We start from the raw sequence: 17,230 nt of genomic DNA, 5'->3' as shown, positions 1-17,230 counted from the left end.
AAGAGAGAAAATAAATCCGTCGTAACGCACTCCGAGAATCAATCTCAGCACAAGCGGTTCTGTTGATAATCATCGCTCACCCTGCACGGGAAAACGCCCGACACCGCCCGCATAGGCTCTTGTTCCGTTAACGAGCTCACAGTGGTAACTCGCCAACATATCTGCCCAATCTGGCCCCAGCAGCACGGCGCGCTCGACTGAACGTGCCAAGGAAATGGGATCAAGCGCCGTGCGGGCACCGGCCCTGCCGGGATGGCACATCAGCAGGCTACCGTCCGGGGCCTTGGCCAGCCAGGCTTCCAGTAACGTCCGGTAACCGGCTTCGTCCGTGTCGAAACCATAAACCCCACCAAAGGCAGGATTGATCGCCAGTCCCAGGCGGCGGCAACCATCCCGGAATCGCGGCGCGCCGAGATGGGCGATCAACCAAGCCTTGAGATCGGCGGGCGGTGCAATCAGGGGGGCAGTGACCCGCAGCCAGGGGCGCAGACCGCGCGATTCGAGCAAGTCCAGCAACGCGTCCCGGACCCGAGGCAACTGGTGGACATGCTGATGACCGTCGATGTAATCCGGCGCCCGGCCCAGCGCGTCCGTGAAACGGTCGATCTGTTCGGCAAAGCTTCGGGACACGGTGGTCGCGGACAAACCGCCGAGATAGGCGCTGAGAATCAGACGGGGCAACGGCCGGTACCAGGCCGCGCCGAACCCCTGGGTGAGGTTCAGGTGCAGACCGACGTCCACTGAAACGGACTCGGTCGATATGGCCCGTGCGGCTTCCTGCCAGCGCGGCAGTTGCGTCAAACAGCCGAAACCGCTGAGCCGCCCGGCTGCCACGAGATCGAGAATACCGGCATCCACCTCGGGGGACAGACCGTAATCGTCCGCCACCAGGACGATCCGGCGGGACCCGCGCGCGATCTGACCGCCTATCGCATCATTCATCCCGATCACATCACGGTCGATGTGTGCTCTTGCGGCTCGAATGGCGGTTTGTCGCTGCCGCTTGTCTCGTCATCCGAAGACGCAGCCTCGGGCCAGATGTCCTCGAAGGACGCATAGACACTCGTGATCATCAGAGGACCGATGAGAATGAGGCTCAGGCCCAGCGTGAACGGCACGGTCAAGATCAGGAGCACCCAGATCAGGGCATACACCAGAAACGGCAGCCAGTTCACGGTGACGGCGGCGAAACTCGCGCGCATCGCCGGCCAGAGCTTCGCCCCACGCAGCACGATCAGCGGCACGACGAAAAACACCGCCATCCCGTACAGCACGGACATCACCAGCACGGTCACCCAGAGAATACCGGCCGACGGGGAAGTCAGGATCGGCCACAACTGTTCGATACGCTGCTTGTCGGTCGCCGTCGGGTCCGTCAGTACGGTGTGATCGATGCCCGACAGCGCCACGGCGACGAAACCGGCCAGGATCAGCAGTACCAGCAATTGAAAGCCGAGGGACACCAGGGCATATCCGATCAGGGATTTGCGGGGCGCCGGATTCTGGAATACGGAAAACAGCAGATCCCAGGAAATGGGCTGCTCCCGCGCCAGAGGCTCCGCTTCGGCTCGTCGGTTGATTTCCCGCAGACGATGCAGCACGACGTAGATCCCGCCCATCAGGAACGGACTGGCGAGCGCCACGACGACATTGCCCACGAACGGCAGCATGCTGGCCAGAAACAGCAGTACATAGGTCAGAATCACCACACCGATGACGAGCGTCATCCGGCTGCGCAACAATCGCCAACCTTCGGCAATCCAGCTTGCCCCCTGACCCACTCCCAAGCGTTGCATATTGAAATCTCCTCGTTCGTCCCAATCATGACACGGCGGCACACAAGCCATACTGGCAAGTTACGTGGCGCTAGGATAGCCTATCTGGCTTTATCGCAGATGAAATGAGAACAGGTTCGATCAATGTTAAAAGCGATTTTGTTTGATGTAGACGGCACACTGGCCGAAACCGAACGCGACGGTCACCGGATCGCCTTCAACCTCGCTTTTCGCGACGCCGGCCTCGATTGGGACTGGGACGTCGAACTGTACGGCGAACTGCTCGCCGTCACAGGCGGCAAGGAGCGCATCCGCCACTACATCGACCGGCACAATCCCGACTATCCGGCCGTGGCCGACGAGGCCGCCTGGATCGCCGGTCTGCACAAGGCCAAGACCGCCCATTATCTGAACCTGCTGGCCGACGGTGAGATTCCCCTGCGTCCCGGTGTGCGCCGACTGCTGGACGAAGCCCGCGACCAGGGCCTGCGACTGGCGATTGCGACCACGACGACGCCGGAAAACGTCACCGGTCTGCTGGAAGCCACGCTCGGCAAGGCATCCATCGACTGGTTCGAAGTGATTGCCGCTGGCGACATCGTCCCGGCGAAAAAACCGGCCGGCGACATCTACACCTATACCCTGGACGCCATGCAGCTGGCGCCGGAGGAATGCATCGCCCTCGAAGATTCCGCCAATGGCGTCAAATCCGCCCTGGCTGCGGGGATTCCGGTCCTCGTGACCGACAATGCCTACACGGCACAGGACGACTTTACGGGCGCGGTGTCCATTCTCAGCGACCTTGGCGAACCGGGCCAACCCATCGCGGTACGGGCCGGTCCTGCGCCCACCGCGGGTTATGTGAATTGCGACTACCTCGCAGGACTCGTTATGCCGGCCTAAGACGGAACAATGCAACCCGTGCGGAACGGATCCCGCACCAGCTAGTCAGAAGGAGACTGAAAACTCATCGGCAACGTCCATTGCCGATATCGACCCGACCGCATCAGGCCCGTTGATCGGCAACATCGACGACGCGCCCGGACGACGTTCGGGAACAACCAACAAAATCCGAACAATCGGGACCGAAAGGCCTGACCGATTTCGTACGTATTTGCAGTACACTCGACACATTCAACAGATAGCTTGAGACAGACTTTCATGAACACTGATGCATCCATTCCCATCGACGATTTCGACTACGAAACCTTCATCAATGGTTTCGAGGAAGTCACCTACTGGCACTACGCCTGGTACAGCAAGATCATGGGCGCCCTGCTCTACGATCAGACCAAGATCATCCAGGGTCACCACGAGTGTCGTTTCGGCAAATTCATGGACCAGACCCCGATTCCCCCGGGGCAGACCAAGGAATTCAATACGGTGCGTGAATTGCATCAGCAGATGCACGAAGCGGCCAGCACCCTGATGTCCAGCCGTATTCTCGGCAGAAAACCGCCCGAGAGCATCTTCAAGGAGTTCTCGGAAACGCAGGGACTGTTCACCGCGGCCTTCAATGCGCTCCTGCGGAGTGCCATGCTGAGCCAGGCCGAGCAGAAATGTCGGGCAAGCTTCGGCATGGGGAAAGCTCCCGTGCCGCCGACATCCGCCTGATCGTCACCCGCAGGGACGACGCTGAAAACCTACCGGTGCAGGGACTGCACTTATACCTTCAGTCCTGAACGACCAACCAACCGGTGCCCATCCTGCGGGTCCCTCTATATCCTTCCGTCGGGCCTGCCGAGCGCCAAGCCGATCGGCGACCATAAAATCCGGCTTTCGGAGCGAATACTCGCCCTACTGTTCGGCGCCTTTTTCGGGGCGCTGACCTTCGTCATCTGGATCTTGGTGATTCTTATCAAGGGCGGTCCGCCCGTCGCAAAAGCGAGTGTGGTGAAGGGCATGCCGTTCTTGTTCGGAACCGGGATCGCCCTGGCGTTGCCCATGGCCATTATCTTCGGAGCCATCGGCTTCGTGGTGGGGGAAGCGCGACTGGCCAGACTGTTCGGTATCCTCTGGGGCACCGATCGGCCGTTCAATCAGAAACTGCACGAGACCCTGTCGGGGATGCCGGAGTTGCCGCGCGGCCCGGTAATCCTGATCCTGTCGATCATCATCGTGGCAGTCTTCGGGTATCTGTTGACTCTGTTGCGGTAAGGAATAACCCGCCCAACACGACTCAAGTCGCCATCGTCGAGCGAACAACAGCCCCAAAGCCCTGCCGCCCCTGGCGCTTCAACAGGGCTATCACGATCCCCAGCAGCCCGACCAGAACGACGAGCCAGACCACCGTGCCGACCGGATGCTCGGCATAGGTGGCCAACTGGTAGAACGCGACGGCCAGACCATAGGCCAGACCGATGCCCCAGGCCATGGAGAACAGACTCCAGGCGCGACTACGGGTTTCCCGGTACAGCGCCGCCATGGTGCTGATGCAGGGCATGTAGAGCAGCACGAAGATCAGGTACGCCAGCGCAGCGGGAACGGTGAAGAGCGATGCCATCCGCGACAGCGTCGTGGTATCGAGATTCTGCTGCGCGGCCACCTGCTGGAGATTGCTGTCCCTGGCCTGTTCGAGACTGCTGAAGCCCAGGGGATCGAAGAACCCGTGCGCGAATGTCGCGGCATTGGCGGGAATCGTGGCGACGGCGTCACCCAGGCTCTGCCAGAGATCAAAAGCCGGCGGCTCGACCGAAGGATTCGCCTGACGCGCCGCGGCGGCATCGCCGGCATCCATCCGGCTGTAGACGCCATTCATCGTCCCCATCACGATCTCCTTGGCGACGACGCCGGAAAACAGGCCGATGGCCGCCGGCCAATTTTCGTCGGTCACACCCATCGGATGGAACAGCGGCGTGACCACCTTGCCCACCTGCCCCAGCACCGAGTTCTCGATATCCCCGGCAGCCACCGGTCGGCCGCTCAGGCTGAAACTCGACAGCAAGGTCACGACCGTCGAGGCGACGATGATCACCTTGCCCACCCGCAGGATGAAGACGGACAGCCGCTCCCAGGTGGCGAGCATCAATCCCTTGAGTGTGGGGATGTGATAGGTCGGGAGTTCCATCACGAACGGCGTGGCTTCGCCCTTCAGGGCGGTGCGCTTGAGCAGCAGTGCCGTGAGGATCGCCACCACGATGCCGAGCAGATAGAGCCCGAACACCACCTGACCGCCATGTGCCTTAAAAAACACGGCCACGAACGCCATGTAGATGACCAGCCGCGCGCTGCAGGACATGAACGGCTGCATCAGGGCGGAAATCAGCCGTTCCCGGGGATCTTCCAGCGTGCGGGTCGCCATGACCGCCGGCACGTTACAGCCGAATCCCACGATCATCGGCACGAAGGCTTTGCCCGGCAGGCCGATTCGGCGCATGAAGCGATCCATCACGAAGGCGGCCCGGGCCATGTAGCCGGAATCCTCGAGGATGGACAGGAACAGGAAGGTCATGCCGATCGGCGCGATGAAGGCTGCCACGAGCTGGATGGCCCCACCGACGGTGGTCGACAACAGCGTGATCAACCAGTCGGGCGCATGCATGAGCTGTAACAGATGCCCCACGCCATCGACGAAGATGGCCTGCGCCGACTGCTCGAAGAAATCGGAGAAGATCCCCCCGCCGTTGAAACTCATCACGAAGAGCAGGTACATCACCAGCAGAAAGATGGGGATACCGAGGAACCGGTTCAGCACCACCGCATCGATGCGATCGGTGAGCGAACGCCGCAGCTGCCCCCGCCGTTTCACGCAAGCCTGGACGACGCCGTGAATGAAGGTATAGCGGGCATCGGCGACGAAGACGTCCGCCTCCTCGTCGAGATGGGCGCGAATCTGTTCCTGAGCCTGCGCGACGGCCGCCAGCAACGGCTCATCGGCCAGGGCTTCCGCCTGACGATCCTGCTCCAGCAGTTTTACGCCCAGCCAGCGCGCGTCGACGCGATGACGCTGCGCAATCGGTTCCAGACGCGACATCAGATCCCGCAGCGCCGTTTCGAGCAGCGGCGCATATTCGATGCGGATGCCGGGCTCGTCCGAATGCCGGGCGCGCGCCAGCAATTGCCGCTTGAGCTCATCGAGCCCGGTCTTGCGCGTGGCCGTAACCGGAACGACCGGACAGCCCAGCCGGCGGGCCATCTCGTCACAATCGACGCTGATCCCCGCTTCCTCTGCGAGATCAAGCATGTTGACGGCCAGAATCAAGGGGACGCGCATCTCCATCAATTGCGCCGTAAGGTACAGGTTCCGCTCGAGATTGCTGGCATCCACGATGTTGACGATCACATCCGCCTCATGGGACAGGGCGAATTCCCGGGCCACGATCTCGTCGAGGGAAGCACTGGAGGATGCATCCAGCGAATAGGTACCGGGCAGGTCGACAAGTTCGATCGGATTGCCGTCGATCTCGAACGCGCCGGTCTTGCGCTCCACGGTGACGCCCGGCCAGTTGCCGACTTTCTGCCGCAACCCGGTCAGCGCGTTGAACAACGTCGTTTTTCCGCAATTGGGATTGCCAATCATGCCGACCGTAAACGTTGCCATCTTCGGCTCCTCGCTTGCCCGTTCAGTTAACTCGTCAGATGTCTCGGCGAACGCCCCCGGCCCACCCCTGCATCCAGGCTATCCAGCCCATCCGGCGGCATTCGATTTCCGGTATTCGTTGTCTGGAACCTGTCTGGGGAGCCCTTGTCCGAACCGTCGCCCCTCAGGCGAGACGATCGATCCGCAGCATCATCGCCTCGTCCTTGCGCAGTGTCAGGGCGGAATTGCGCACCTCGATCTGAATCGGATCGCCCAGCGGTGCCAGACGGGTGACCGTGAAAGCCGTACCCGGCGTCAAGCCCATCGCCATCAGGCGGCGTCGGTAATGGGCATCTCCCGGTGCGAAGCCCCGAACGATGCCGCGCTCGGCGGCTTTCAGCATGGTCAGGTGGATGGCGTCGCTCATGGCTGATCTCCTCGAATGACGGAACGCATCAATGTAGATCGAGGGACGCAACGCGCAGGCGATGCGCCATCGAGACCCCGAGCGCCAGCCGCGTGGTCCCGATGCGCACGATCACCGAGCCGCCTTCATGCTGCAACACTTCCAGCGCGGAACCCACGCGGATACCCATGGCCTCCAGGCGCTTTTCCAGCGCAGGGTTGTTTCCGGTGATCTCGGTGACGCCGACACGGGCCCCGGGTGTGGCGAGGCCCAGGGCAAAACCGTCCTTGCGGGCGCTTGTCGGCCGCGTCGCTGGGTCAGTCTGACCCATCGGCATCCGGGGCGCTGCGGGTGTGGCTACCCGAGCCGAAGAGCGGTCGCTCGCCGGTGTCGGCGATGCCGTGAAGTCTTCCATCGTCAGGGTCGATGAGCCGAACCAGAATGCCATGATGAATGCCTCGCTTCAGTGATCACAAATCGGGATCTCGGGATGGGATTTCGAGATCAAGATCTCCGGGATATCCCACATCGGTTGGCCCGCGTTTCGAAGACGCCATTCGAAGACGCCATTCGAATATGCCAGGGAAACCATTCGGAATACCCATGTTGTCCCCGGTGTTGCCCCCCGTGTTGTCCGGGGTGCGAACCAAGCCGCCTAACTAGCACGCAGCAGGAACCGTGCCACAAAAACCCGATGCACCGGAATACCGCACGCAACAAGTCCTATTTATCCCGGGATATCCCGTAATACCGCCGCAGCAAAATTCATTTGCCCGCCCTTAGCGCATGGGACTTCGACCAATCCGCGCCATCTCCGGCATGAGCCCCAAATCGGTGCAATTCAACGTTCCCTCACAAAGGCGGGCGAACGCAGCATCCGTGGCGGTTCCTGTTGCCTTTCCGACATAAACGCAGGGTTTGATTCATCGTTTTGTCAGAAACGGGACGCCCCGCCCTCAAGCGAACCGCCGACCTGTCCGTGCCACACAGTGGTCCCTGTATAAAGAGGTATTGAATCGACCGATTCGATCCTGCAGGCACGCGATGCCCCACCCAGCCAATCGAACGAAATAGCAGTCCGTGTCCCGGATAGAACATCGGAGACGCCGACACCCGTTCGATGAGACGTGATGGCAGTGATGCAGTGACGGCCGAGATCACACAGGAAAAGAAGAACCTCACCTGAACCTGCCGCGGGTCGGAGTCTCGACAAAACCGCCGATTTGTCGGAAATGCGACACGAAACGAACAGAATGAAACCTCATGACAAAGGCCATTTTCTTCTTTTTTTTCCACAAGTTAAAAAACGGAAAACAGTTGGCCCGAAGTTTGCTCATACCCCTGTAAACAAACCCATACCCGACAGGGGCGAGGAGTCAACCATGCATATCGTCGTTTGCATCAAGCAGGTTCCGGACAGCGCGCAGATCCGGGTCCACCCGGTCACCAACACCATCATGCGTCAGGGCGTTCCGGCGATCATCAACCCCTTCGACCTGTTCGCCATCGAAGAGGCGCTCCGGCTGAAAGACAAGATGGGCGGACGCGTCACCGTACTGACCATGGGCCCGCCGCAGGCGGAAGACGCCCTGCGCAAGGCCATCGCCTACGGGGTGGATGACGTGGTGCTGCTGACGGATCGCGCATTCGCCGGCGCCGACACCCTGGCCACCTCCTTCGCCCTGGCCCAGGCGATCCGCACGATCGGCGAGGAAAGCCCCGTGGACATCGTCTTCACCGGCAAGCAGACGATCGACGGCGATACCGCCCAGGTCGGCCCGGGGATCGCCAAGCGGCTCGGCCTGCAACTCCTGACCTATGTATCGGCCGTCGATGCCGTCGATCTCGATCAGAAGACCATCACGATCCAGCGCCGCTCAGAAGGCGGCGTCCAGGTCATCAAGACGCAACTGCCCGCCCTGATCACCATGCTGGAAGGCACCAACCAGATCCGCTTCGCCACCATGAGCGACATGTTCCGCTCCGCCCGGGCCGAAGTACCCAAGTGGAGCAAGGATCGCGCCGGTATCGAGGATGTCACCAAGATCGGCCTGAAGGGTTCGCCCACCGTGGTCAGCAAGGTGTTCGCGCCGAAACCCAAGGCCGTGAAGGCACAGATGATCGGCGTGGACGGTGATACCCCGCAAGCCAAGGCGGCCGCCCTGCTCGACGTACTGACAGGCCAGCATCCCCGTCTGGCCAGCGAGCTCGGCTTGATCGCCGGTTAACCCAAAATTATTAAGGAGTCGGATCATGAGCGATAACGCAGCTAAACCCGCCCCGAAAGGCAAGAAGCGCCTGGAACTCGACCCGCGCCTTGCTTCGTACAAGGGCATCTGGGTCTTTGTGGAAATGGAGCGCGGCCAGGTTCATCCGGTCTCGTGGGAACTGATGGGCGAAGGGCACAAACTCGCCGACGTCCTCGGCGTCGAGCTGGGTGCCGTCGTCCTGGGGGGCGATCCGGCCGAAACGGCCGCCGCCGGTGAAACCGCATTCACTTACGGTGCCGATGTCGCCTACACGGTGTCCGACCCCATACTCAAGGACTACCGCAACGAGCCCTACACCAAGGCGATGACGGACCTCGTGAACAAGTACGAGCCGGAAATCCTGCTGCTGGGCGCGACCACCCTGGGACGCGATCTCGCGGGCAGCGTCGCCACCACCCTGCTCACCGGCCTGACCGCCGACTGCACGGAACTGGCGATCGATCCGGATAACCGCGGCCTGCTGGCCACCCGGCCCACCTTCGGCGGCAGCCTGCTCTGCACCATCCAGACGCTCAACTACCGGCCGCAGATGGCCACAGTTCGCCCGCGCGTGATGTCCATGCCGGATGCCGAACCGGGCCGGACCGGACGCTTCGTCACCGAACAGCTCGGCATGGTGGAAAACGACATCATCGCCAAGGTGCTGTCCTTCATCCCCGATGAAGACCAGGACAAGGCGCAACTCGCCTACGCCAACCTGATCGTGGCCGGCGGCCGCGGCATGGGCAAGGCCGAAAACTTCAAGCTGATCTGGGATCTGGCCGCCGTACTCGGCGCCGAGGTCGGCGGCTCGCGTCCGGTCACCCACGCCGGATGGCTTTCTGCGGATCGGCAGATCGGCCAGTCCGGCAAGACGGTACGCCCGAATCTCTACATCGCAGCGGGCATTTCCGGCGCGATCCAGCATCGGGTCGGCATGGAAGGGGCGGACGTGATCATCGCCATCAACAACGACCCCAATGCCCCCATCTTCGACTTTGCGACCTACGGCATCGTCGGCGATGCGCTGAAAATCCTTCCCGCCCTGACCGAGGCATTCCGCAGCCGTCTGGCTGTGAATCGTCGGGCCGGTTAAACCTCAGGAGTCTCTAGAAATGGCCGAAAAATTTGATGCGATCGTCGTGGGTGCGGGCCCGGCCGGCAATGCGGCAGCCTATACCCTCGCCAAGGCGGGGCTGAACGTCCTGCAACTCGAACGCGGCGAGACGCCGGGCACCAAGAACGTCCAGGGCGCCATTCTCTACGCCGATGCGCTGGAACGCATCATCCCGGATTTTCGCGAGGATGCGCCGCTGGAGCGCCACATCATCGAACAGCGCATGTGGGTGCTGGACGACAAGTCCTTCATCGGCAGCAACTACCGCTCCGACGAATTCAACAGCGAGAAACCCAACCGCTACACGATCCTGCGCGCGCCCTTCGACAAATGGTTCTCCAGCAAGGTCAAGGAAGCTGGCGGGCTCGTGATCTGCGAGACCACCGTCACCGAACTGCTGCGCGACGAGAGCGGCAAGGTCATCGGCGTACGCACCGACCGGGAAGGCGGCGACATCTATGCGAACGTGGTGATCCTGGCCGATGGCGTCAACTCTCTGCTCGCCACCCGAGCTGGTTTCCATGACGAAATCGCCCCCAAGAACGTCGCGCTGGCGGTAAAGGAAATCCACTTCCTGCCCCAGGAAGTCGTCGAGAGTCGCTTCAACGTGAAAGGCGACGAAGGTGTCGTCATCGAGATCTTCGGGTCCGTCACCCACGGCATGGTCGGCACCGCCTTCCTGTACACCAACCGCGAATCCATCACCCTCGGCATCGGCTGCATGGTCTCGGACTTCAAGAAGGCCGGCATCGCACCCTATACCCTCCTCGAGGAACTCAAGGCCCATCCGGCCATCGCCCCACTCATCGAAGGCGGCGAGATGAAGGAATATGCGGCCCACCTGATTCCCGAAGGCGGCTACAAGGCGATTCCGCAGATGTACGGCGATGGCTGGATGCTGGTCGGCGATAGCGCCGGGCTCGTCAACGCCGCCCACCGCGAAGGTTCCAACCTCGCCATGACTAGCGGCAGGCTCGCTGCGGAAACCGTCATCGCCCTGCACAACGAGGGCATGCCCTGCACGGCGGCGCACCTGGCCCGCTACAAGACGGCCATGGACGAAAGCTTCGTGATGAAGGATCTGCACAAGTACCGGCAACTGCCCGATACCCTGCACAACAACCCGCAGTTCTTTTCGGTGTATCCCCAACTGCTCAACCGCGCGGCGCACACCATGCTCACGGTGGACGGCGAGGACAAGCACAGCAAGGAACGCGCGATTCGCAAGAGTTTTGTACAACGGCGTTCCCTGTGGGGACTCATGGGTGACGCCTTCCGCATGTGGAGAGCGACGAGATGATCAAGATCGAAGAAAAACTGTTCCAGAATCGCTACAAGGTCGACGAAGGCCGGCCGCATATCCAGATTGCCAATCCATCGGTCTGTTCCAGCACCTGTGAAGTGCAGGCCTGCACCTTCGCCTGCCCGGCCGCCTGCTATTCGGCCACCGAAACGGGTGGTGTGGAACTGAATACCGACGGCTGCCTGGAATGTGGCACCTGCCGCATCATCTGCTCGGAACACCATAACGTGGATTGGGCTTATCCGCGCGGCGGGCACGGCATCCTGTTCAAGTTCGGCTAAGGGGAGCGAATCACCGTGAGCAAACCCGAACGGCATGTCTTCGTCTGTGTGCAATCCCGACCGCCCGGCCATCCGCGCGGTTCCTGCGGCGCCAAGGGCTCCCTCGCCATCCTGCAGGGATTCCAGCAGGCCTTCGACGCCCAGAAACTCTGGGGCCGATTCCTGCTCACCAACTGCGGCTGCATCGGTCCCTGTCACGCGGGGCCGAGCGTGCTCGTCTACCCGGAGGGCATCATGTACACGGGGGTTCAGGAAAGCGACGTCGCTGTCATCATCGAAGAGCATCTGCTGAACGGCAAACCCGTCGAGCGCCTGTTCGCGGCAGCGGACGTGTGGCCGAACGATATTTGACTTCAGCCTGCAGGAGGCCTTGCAGGCCGCATCGCCCTCAACCAACAAGCGACGAACGCCCCCCAAGGACACAATCATTGAAGACGCGACCATCGAACGCGGTACCCTCGGTCACGTCGAACAGATGCTGCGCGACACGCTGGCGGTAAACCCCGACCAGCTGTCGGCCTATTACGCGCTCTACAAGCTGCTGTTTCGGCAATCGCGCCTGGAAGAAGCCGCCAACGTCGCACAACTGGGTCTGGCCGTCAGCGCCCGACTCGGCCGCTTCACTGCCGCCTGGCAGAAACTCGACCGCCCCACGGCCGACTGGGCCGACACGCAAAGCCCGGCCCATTTCTACCTCTTCACCCTGAAGGCGTTGAGCTTTATTCGACTGCGGCAAGGCGAATTCGCGGAATGCCGGTCGCTGCTGGAAAAACTCGATGAGCTGGACCCGGAGGATCTGGTGGGTGCCTCGGTGATTCGGGCTTATGCGGATGGATCGAGCTTGGGCTGAGATCTCAGCAACGTAGCCATGTAGAGTGGGCAACAGGTTGCCCACTCTACATGGCTACCTTTTCTTGTAGGATATTATGCGATATCACACCAAGTCCAAGTACACTCCTTTAAATGGCATCTCCATGCCTTATCTTTACTATAGTCAACTTTTAACAACTCCTCAGGGTCGAAATCCATACCATTGAATGGTTCGTTTTTCTGTAGCGCACCATTCTCTCTCAAAAATTTTTCTGGATTTTTACAGAACTTTTCCGCCTCTTCTAATTTTTCAAATACAACAACCCGATCGATTTCTTCCAAGTCAATAATTTTCATATAAATTCCCTCTTTTGAACATTATAGCTCTATACACACTGTGCCTGGAGCCCCCGGCCTACCAATACATATTCTGAATTTATCCTTCCCAATTACGGTCATTACAGCGTTAATTTCGACCTTATCAACTGAAGAATCCCCCTCCTTTTCGAGCATCCTCACTATTTCACCAAGTAACTCTTTTACATCCACCTCCATATTTCGGATTTTTTCCTGGACTTTTTGGTAATCAATATTCATTCCAACCTCACTAGATTAAGACCTGTTAGTAATTCATAAGATACAAAGACCTCAACTGGTGCATATTCCGTGTATGGCAGGTGTATAACTTGGCCGTCATATCGCCATCTCTTTTCTTTAACTAAAAATTTAAAATTAAATGACTTTATGGATGGAGGCAAACACAACCCGCCAAAATTTCTGGATCAAATGGCACGAATTGACCCACGTCGAACGTTACAGAATCCATAAGCGGACGACATACCCCAAATGGGTTAATTGTTTATCCGCATTGATATTTTCATGCGGTGATCTGCCTAGGGACGACTGCCTCAGCGGGTGTAGGTTGGGGTAAGCCAGCGGCGCACCCCAACAAGGATGGATAAATGACCCGTTGTTGTGTTGGGCTGCACTGCGTTTAGCCCAACCTACACGCTTGTCGGTTGCCGCGTGGGCAACACGCTGCCAACCCTTCGGATTACCCCCATAGACCCATGTGATTCAACAGACAAATTCCCATAGGATGGTGAATCAATCATTTTCTGACGTATGCTTCGCCGCCGAAGTCCCTAAACATCCCATGAGTGAGCCCTATCCAATGAGTCATACAACAGACGAAGCTGGCCCTGTTGCGCTAGGCAACACTCCTTCGAAACGCCCCATAACCCGTTTTATCCCGAGAATACTGTTCATTCTGTTCATCGGGGGCGCTATTGCGGGGTCGTTCTGCTGGTACTGGCCGGCCAAGCACGAGGTGAAGCGGGTTTATGCCATCGTGCACGACATACGCGCCGCAGCGGCGCAGGGCGAATTTCAGGCAGCAGATCAGAGTGGTCAACAGGGCAAATATGCCGGCCTGACGCTAGCCAAGGGGGCTGAACTGGGCATTGGCAAAGGAATCGGCAGTCCCGTTTGGGTCAACCAGTGGGGTGGGCACATCGAGGTTAAGCCTGTACAGGATGGCGCCCGGTTCCAGTTGATGGACAACAATCTGCCCGCCCGGGCGTGCTCGGATCTTGCCGTGATCGACACGGCCTACAACCTGGGTAAACGCAGCCATACGGAGCCGGAAGCGCCATTCGCCGTTTGGATCAACGGCGCGGTAATTCGTGCATGGGGCGGCGCTCTCGATAAATGGGGTATATCCAAAGCCTGCAATCACTCCAGTAACACCGTGACGTTGGAGCTGAAGTGAGCTGCGGAAGGGCCGGAACGCACATACCTGATACGCGATCGAGACTGAGAAGACCGCGAATTCTCGGCGGTCAGCGCACAGACGATCTGGCTGAAGGCGGGCGCTTCTGCAGGCAGGCGTTAAAAGCTGGTCGAAATCAAGAGCAGTCGACTTACGCGACAGACAGGTAGCGAAGACGACCAGCCGCTCTTATTGGCGTGTCTGCCCTCTTGAATGGGGGAGGTTATCAGGCAGGCACAGCCTCGTCGGTCAAGGCCCCATTCAGTACTTCCGCGAGACTGATATCCAGTCGCTCGATCCCCTGCTCTTCCAGGAACCGCGCTTCCTTCTTGGTGAGCTCGCCTTCGATCACGGCCCAGTGCCGATTCGAGGAACGCTTCATGATCTGGCGGGCGAAGGTCCGTTGCAGTTGGTCGTCGAAGCGGCAGCCCAGGAACAGGAAGCCGCGATCCTTGCGCCGATCCTGCACGATCTGCGGGATGGGCGTCTGGATGTCGATTTCCGTCAGCACTTCCACGAAGTCCGCATCGGAGGCGAGATAGTTCTGATCTGGCACGATCGAGCCCCAGGGCTCGTAGAGCACCGTGGTCCAGCTTTCGGCCGTCGCGGCATCCGTGGCCGTGCCGTCGGGCTGGTAGAACCCGTACCACTGGCCGTAATGCTCGGACTGGCTGAATCCCTGGATCCGGCCCCAGCTGGCTTGATCCTTGAGCGCCTGGGCCAAGGTGTTGTCGTACCAGAGATTGACGATCATCGGCAGATCCATTCCGGCCAGCGTCTTCATCAGCTCGGGCACCGGCGTGGCGACGGAGAACAGATCGTTGAGCACCGCCTTCAGGGATTTGCGGTGCTTGAAATTCTCGATGTACTGCGCGACCGCGGTGAAATTCTTGCGTATCTTGTGCGGCACGGAAACCCGGCTGCTCAGGATCTCCGCCAGGGTCGGCAGATTGCTCGGCAGATCCGCACCGGCGGCGGCGAGGACGCCCGGCCCGATGTAGGGGATGACCCGACCGGCGGCAAGGGCCGACCGCACTTCGGTGATGGGATCGTTCATGACATGTCTCCTGTGGTCGTTTCACCGGTCCGCAGGATGCGGACCGATCACGGTCGCCGGTACTTACAGGCCGGATGAGAATCCGAGCAATTCGACCGTGACGTTTTCGTCGCCGATTGTCGCCTGGCAGGCCAGACGGGATTTGCTGCCCACGCCGACGATCGTGTCGAGCTGTTCGTTTTCCTTGCGTTGTAGCTTGGAAAGAGACTTGCGCCCTTCATGGACGAACACGTGGCAGGTATCGCACTCGCCCTTGCCTTCGCACTTGAGCTTGAGGGGTTCACCGGCGGCGATGATGGCGGCACTCAGCAGGGTGCCTGCGTCAACGGTGATGGTCTTGTTGCTGGGTAGAATGGTCACGACGGCCATTGCATGCTCCTTCTATTACATTGTTTTACCTAAGGTTGATCGTGTCGTTTGACTCGGGTCAGTGCCCGTCCGCGCGTGCCGGACACTGAACGGAGCCAAGTGCCACTCGCCGGTTTCTCGACGAGTGGCCGATCCACCGGGACGGATCACAGGTAAATCGCGGCGCCCGCGCCCACATTCACCGAGGCGTCCTTGAGCGTGTCGATGATGAACACGACCTCTTCCTCGGTCAGCCGGGGATGGAACGGCAAGACCAGCGTCCGATCCGAGACCCGTTCCGTGGTCGGGCAGCGCGGCGCGCCCCGCTCGCGGTAGTACGACTGCATGTGCATTGGGTAGCAGTACGCCCCCGCCTCGATGCCGTGGGTGCGCAAGTCGTTGACGATCGCGTCGCGACTGCTGCGGCTGAAACGCGTCCCCAGGTGAACCTCGTAGGTGAACCAGTGCACCTCGCTGGCTTCAGGGCTGCGGTACGGATCCTTGATGCCCTCGAACGACTTCATGTGCTCGAAGTAGAAACCCTCAATCTGCCGACGCCGTTCGAGAATCCCGTCCAGCCGTGACAGCTGCATCATGCCGAGACCTGCCTGCATGTTGCTCATCTCCGCCTGCATGGGCGGACGCGCCGCACCGGACACCGAGGCGCGATCCGCCATGGCTCGGCCCCGGTACTGGCGCAGGCTGCTGGCCAGATCCGTATCGTCGGTCAGGATCATCGCCCCCTCGCCGCAGAGGATCGGGCTGGGCTGGCCGAAGCCGAAGATGGTGCAATCGCCGAACGAGCCAACGAGCTGCTCGCCGTAGCGCGAACCGATGGCCTCGGTGGAATCCTCGATCAGGCGCAGCCCCGTTCGTGTCGCCAGCTCGCGCAGCGGCCCCCAGGCGGCCGGATGGCCCTTGGTGTTGCCCGCCATGATCGCGCGCGTCTTTGCCGTCACGAGCGCTTCCGCACTCTTCACCGAGAGCGTGCCCGAGTAGTAGTCGATGTCGCCGAACACGGGCTGGGCGCCGTACCAGCTCAGGGCATGGCCAATCTGCCACCAGCTGTAGGGCGAGAGGATGATCTCGTCGCCCGGCTGGATATCCCAGGCGCGCAGGCACAGCATCAGGGCGATGGTCGGACTCGCGACCGCCACGGCGTACTTCCGCCCCACGTAATTGGCGAAGGCGTTCTCGAAGGCCACCACGTCGCTGCCGGCGCTGATCTGCTCGGAACGGAGGATGGCCTCGATCTCGTCCAGTTCGGCACGGCCGATATCCGGATCCGAGAAGACGATGGAAACGGGTACGGTGCTCATGATGGCCGCCCGTGCATGGCGAGCAGCACCGCCGTCGCGTCGTCGGCTGAGTCGGTGAGCGCCCAGCAGTGGTTGCGCGTATCCACCAGATGAATGTCGAAATGCGATCCGGTCTGGAACGGCGTTTCCGTGACATCCGACGATGGGCACTGCGTGATGGTCAGCCCCGGGAAATGAGGGCGGATCGCCGTCAGGATATTGCCGGCACCCGCCTCGCAGGCGGCCTGTCCCTCGACAAGCAACGCATTCAGGGTCGTGGCATCGATCGCCATGGT

21 protein-coding genes are annotated in these 17,230 nt (G+C 60.6%); 10 read left to right on the top strand and 11 right to left on the bottom strand.

Going from position 1 to position 17,230, the window contains the following annotated elements; translation table 11 throughout:
* Positions 1 to 69: 69 nt before the first annotated feature.
* Both A9404_RS01845 and A9404_RS01840 read right to left on the bottom strand, forming a co-directional pair.
* Positions 70 to 942, bottom strand: a complete 873-nt coding sequence (locus A9404_RS01845) for a ChbG/HpnK family deacetylase (RefSeq protein WP_066098136.1) — start codon at positions 940 to 942, stop codon at positions 70 to 72.
* Positions 943 to 947: 5 nt separating this feature from the next.
* Positions 948 to 1,796 carry a BPSS1780 family membrane protein gene (locus tag A9404_RS01840; RefSeq protein ID WP_066098134.1) on the bottom strand — a complete coding sequence of 283 codons (849 nt, stop codon included), beginning with the start codon at positions 1,794 to 1,796 and terminating at the stop codon, positions 948 to 950.
* A 123-nt stretch (positions 1,797 to 1,919) separates the two neighbouring features.
* Here A9404_RS01840 and A9404_RS01835 point away from each other — a divergent pair, with 123 nt between their 5' ends.
* From A9404_RS01835 to A9404_RS01825, 3 genes are all read left to right on the top strand, one after another.
* Entirely contained in the window at positions 1,920 to 2,678 is a 759-nt protein-coding gene (locus tag A9404_RS01835) for an HAD family hydrolase (RefSeq protein WP_066098132.1), read from the top strand.
* 258 nt (positions 2,679 to 2,936) lie between these two features.
* The gene (locus A9404_RS01830) at positions 2,937 to 3,389 is read left to right on the top strand and encodes a CZB domain-containing protein (protein WP_066098130.1); all 453 of its coding nucleotides are present in this window, start codon (positions 2,937 to 2,939) and stop codon (positions 3,387 to 3,389) included.
* Positions 3,390 to 3,677: 288 nt separating this feature from the next.
* Positions 3,678 to 3,932: a hypothetical protein gene (locus A9404_RS01825; RefSeq protein ID WP_156521196.1), complete on the top strand. Its 255-nt coding sequence runs from the start codon at positions 3,678 to 3,680 to the stop codon at positions 3,930 to 3,932.
* A gap of 22 nt (positions 3,933 to 3,954) precedes the next feature.
* Here A9404_RS01825 and feoB read toward each other — a convergent pair whose 3' ends face one another.
* The 3 genes from feoB to A9404_RS01810 all read right to left on the bottom strand — a co-directional run bounded on the left by feoB (position 3,955) and on the right by A9404_RS01810 (position 7,148).
* Positions 3,955 to 6,315 (bottom strand): Fe(2+) transporter permease subunit FeoB, encoded by a 2,361-nt coding sequence (gene feoB, locus A9404_RS01820; protein WP_066098126.1) that lies wholly within the window; start codon positions 6,313 to 6,315, stop codon positions 3,955 to 3,957.
* 163 nt (positions 6,316 to 6,478) lie between these two features.
* Complete coding sequence (locus A9404_RS01815; RefSeq protein ID WP_156521195.1) at positions 6,479 to 6,721, bottom strand: FeoA family protein; 243 nt, start codon at positions 6,719 to 6,721, stop codon at positions 6,479 to 6,481.
* A 28-nt stretch (positions 6,722 to 6,749) separates the two neighbouring features.
* Positions 6,750 to 7,148, bottom strand: a complete 399-nt coding sequence (locus A9404_RS01810; RefSeq protein ID WP_082922655.1) for a FeoA family protein — start codon at positions 7,146 to 7,148, stop codon at positions 6,750 to 6,752.
* A gap of 934 nt (positions 7,149 to 8,082) precedes the next feature.
* Here A9404_RS01810 and A9404_RS01805 point away from each other — a divergent pair.
* Genes A9404_RS01805 through A9404_RS01780 form a run of 6 tightly spaced genes read left to right on the top strand, consistent with a single transcriptional unit; the run spans position 8,083 to position 12,500 of the window.
* On the top strand, positions 8,083 to 8,928 hold the full coding sequence (locus A9404_RS01805; RefSeq protein WP_066098124.1) for an electron transfer flavoprotein subunit beta/FixA family protein: 846 nt from the start codon (positions 8,083 to 8,085) through the stop codon (positions 8,926 to 8,928).
* Positions 8,929 to 8,953: 25 nt separating this feature from the next.
* Positions 8,954 to 10,045 (top strand): electron transfer flavoprotein subunit alpha/FixB family protein, encoded by a 1,092-nt coding sequence (locus A9404_RS01800; RefSeq protein WP_066098123.1) that lies wholly within the window; start codon positions 8,954 to 8,956, stop codon positions 10,043 to 10,045.
* Positions 10,046 to 10,064: 19 nt separating this feature from the next.
* Positions 10,065 to 11,366 carry an FAD-dependent monooxygenase gene (locus A9404_RS01795; RefSeq protein WP_066098121.1) on the top strand — a complete coding sequence of 434 codons (1,302 nt, stop codon included), beginning with the start codon at positions 10,065 to 10,067 and terminating at the stop codon, positions 11,364 to 11,366.
* On the top strand, positions 11,363 to 11,650 hold the full coding sequence (locus A9404_RS01790; protein ID WP_066098119.1) for a ferredoxin family protein: 288 nt from the start codon (positions 11,363 to 11,365) through the stop codon (positions 11,648 to 11,650). The genes A9404_RS01795 and A9404_RS01790 overlap by 4 nt, the downstream gene beginning before the upstream one ends.
* A gap of 15 nt (positions 11,651 to 11,665) precedes the next feature.
* Complete coding sequence (locus A9404_RS01785; protein WP_066098117.1) at positions 11,666 to 12,001, top strand: (2Fe-2S) ferredoxin domain-containing protein; 336 nt, start codon at positions 11,666 to 11,668, stop codon at positions 11,999 to 12,001.
* Between the two features lie 19 nt (positions 12,002 to 12,020).
* Positions 12,021 to 12,500, top strand: a complete 480-nt coding sequence (locus tag A9404_RS01780; RefSeq protein ID WP_066098115.1) for a hypothetical protein — start codon at positions 12,021 to 12,023, stop codon at positions 12,498 to 12,500.
* Between the two features lie 74 nt (positions 12,501 to 12,574).
* Here A9404_RS01780 and A9404_RS01775 read toward each other — a convergent pair whose 3' ends face one another.
* Both A9404_RS01775 and A9404_RS01770 read right to left on the bottom strand, forming a co-directional pair.
* A complete protein-coding gene (locus A9404_RS01775; protein ID WP_066098114.1) occupies positions 12,575 to 12,817 on the bottom strand; it encodes a hypothetical protein in 243 nt (80 codons plus the stop codon).
* A gap of 21 nt (positions 12,818 to 12,838) precedes the next feature.
* Complete coding sequence (locus A9404_RS01770; protein ID WP_066098112.1) at positions 12,839 to 13,057, bottom strand: hypothetical protein; 219 nt, start codon at positions 13,055 to 13,057, stop codon at positions 12,839 to 12,841.
* A gap of 559 nt (positions 13,058 to 13,616) precedes the next feature.
* Between A9404_RS01770 and A9404_RS01765 the strand changes: the two genes are divergently transcribed.
* Complete coding sequence (locus tag A9404_RS01765; RefSeq protein ID WP_197490396.1) at positions 13,617 to 14,231, top strand: hypothetical protein; 615 nt, start codon at positions 13,617 to 13,619, stop codon at positions 14,229 to 14,231.
* A gap of 226 nt (positions 14,232 to 14,457) precedes the next feature.
* Here A9404_RS01765 and A9404_RS01760 read toward each other — a convergent pair whose 3' ends face one another.
* The 4 genes from A9404_RS01760 to A9404_RS01745 form a co-directional block, all read right to left on the bottom strand.
* Positions 14,458 to 15,288, bottom strand: a complete 831-nt coding sequence (locus A9404_RS01760) for an SIR2 family NAD-dependent protein deacylase (RefSeq protein WP_066098108.1) — start codon at positions 15,286 to 15,288, stop codon at positions 14,458 to 14,460.
* A 63-nt stretch (positions 15,289 to 15,351) separates the two neighbouring features.
* Complete coding sequence (locus A9404_RS01755) at positions 15,352 to 15,657, bottom strand: 2Fe-2S iron-sulfur cluster-binding protein (RefSeq protein ID WP_066098106.1); 306 nt, start codon at positions 15,655 to 15,657, stop codon at positions 15,352 to 15,354.
* Positions 15,658 to 15,803: 146 nt separating this feature from the next.
* Positions 15,804 to 16,955, bottom strand: coding sequence for a DegT/DnrJ/EryC1/StrS family aminotransferase (locus A9404_RS01750; protein ID WP_066098105.1), 1,152 nt, complete (start codon positions 16,953 to 16,955; stop codon positions 15,804 to 15,806).
* Positions 16,952 to 17,227, bottom strand: coding sequence for a hypothetical protein (locus tag A9404_RS01745; RefSeq protein WP_066098103.1), 276 nt, complete (start codon positions 17,225 to 17,227; stop codon positions 16,952 to 16,954). The genes A9404_RS01750 and A9404_RS01745 overlap by 4 nt, the downstream gene beginning before the upstream one ends.
* Between the last annotated feature and the right edge of the window lie 3 nt (positions 17,228 to 17,230).

The sequence above is a fragment of the Halothiobacillus diazotrophicus genome, from assembly GCF_001663815.1.
GTDB lineage: Bacteria > Pseudomonadota > Gammaproteobacteria > Halothiobacillales > Halothiobacillaceae > Halothiobacillus > Halothiobacillus diazotrophicus.
This window is presented reverse-complemented; position numbering and strand designations above follow the sequence as displayed.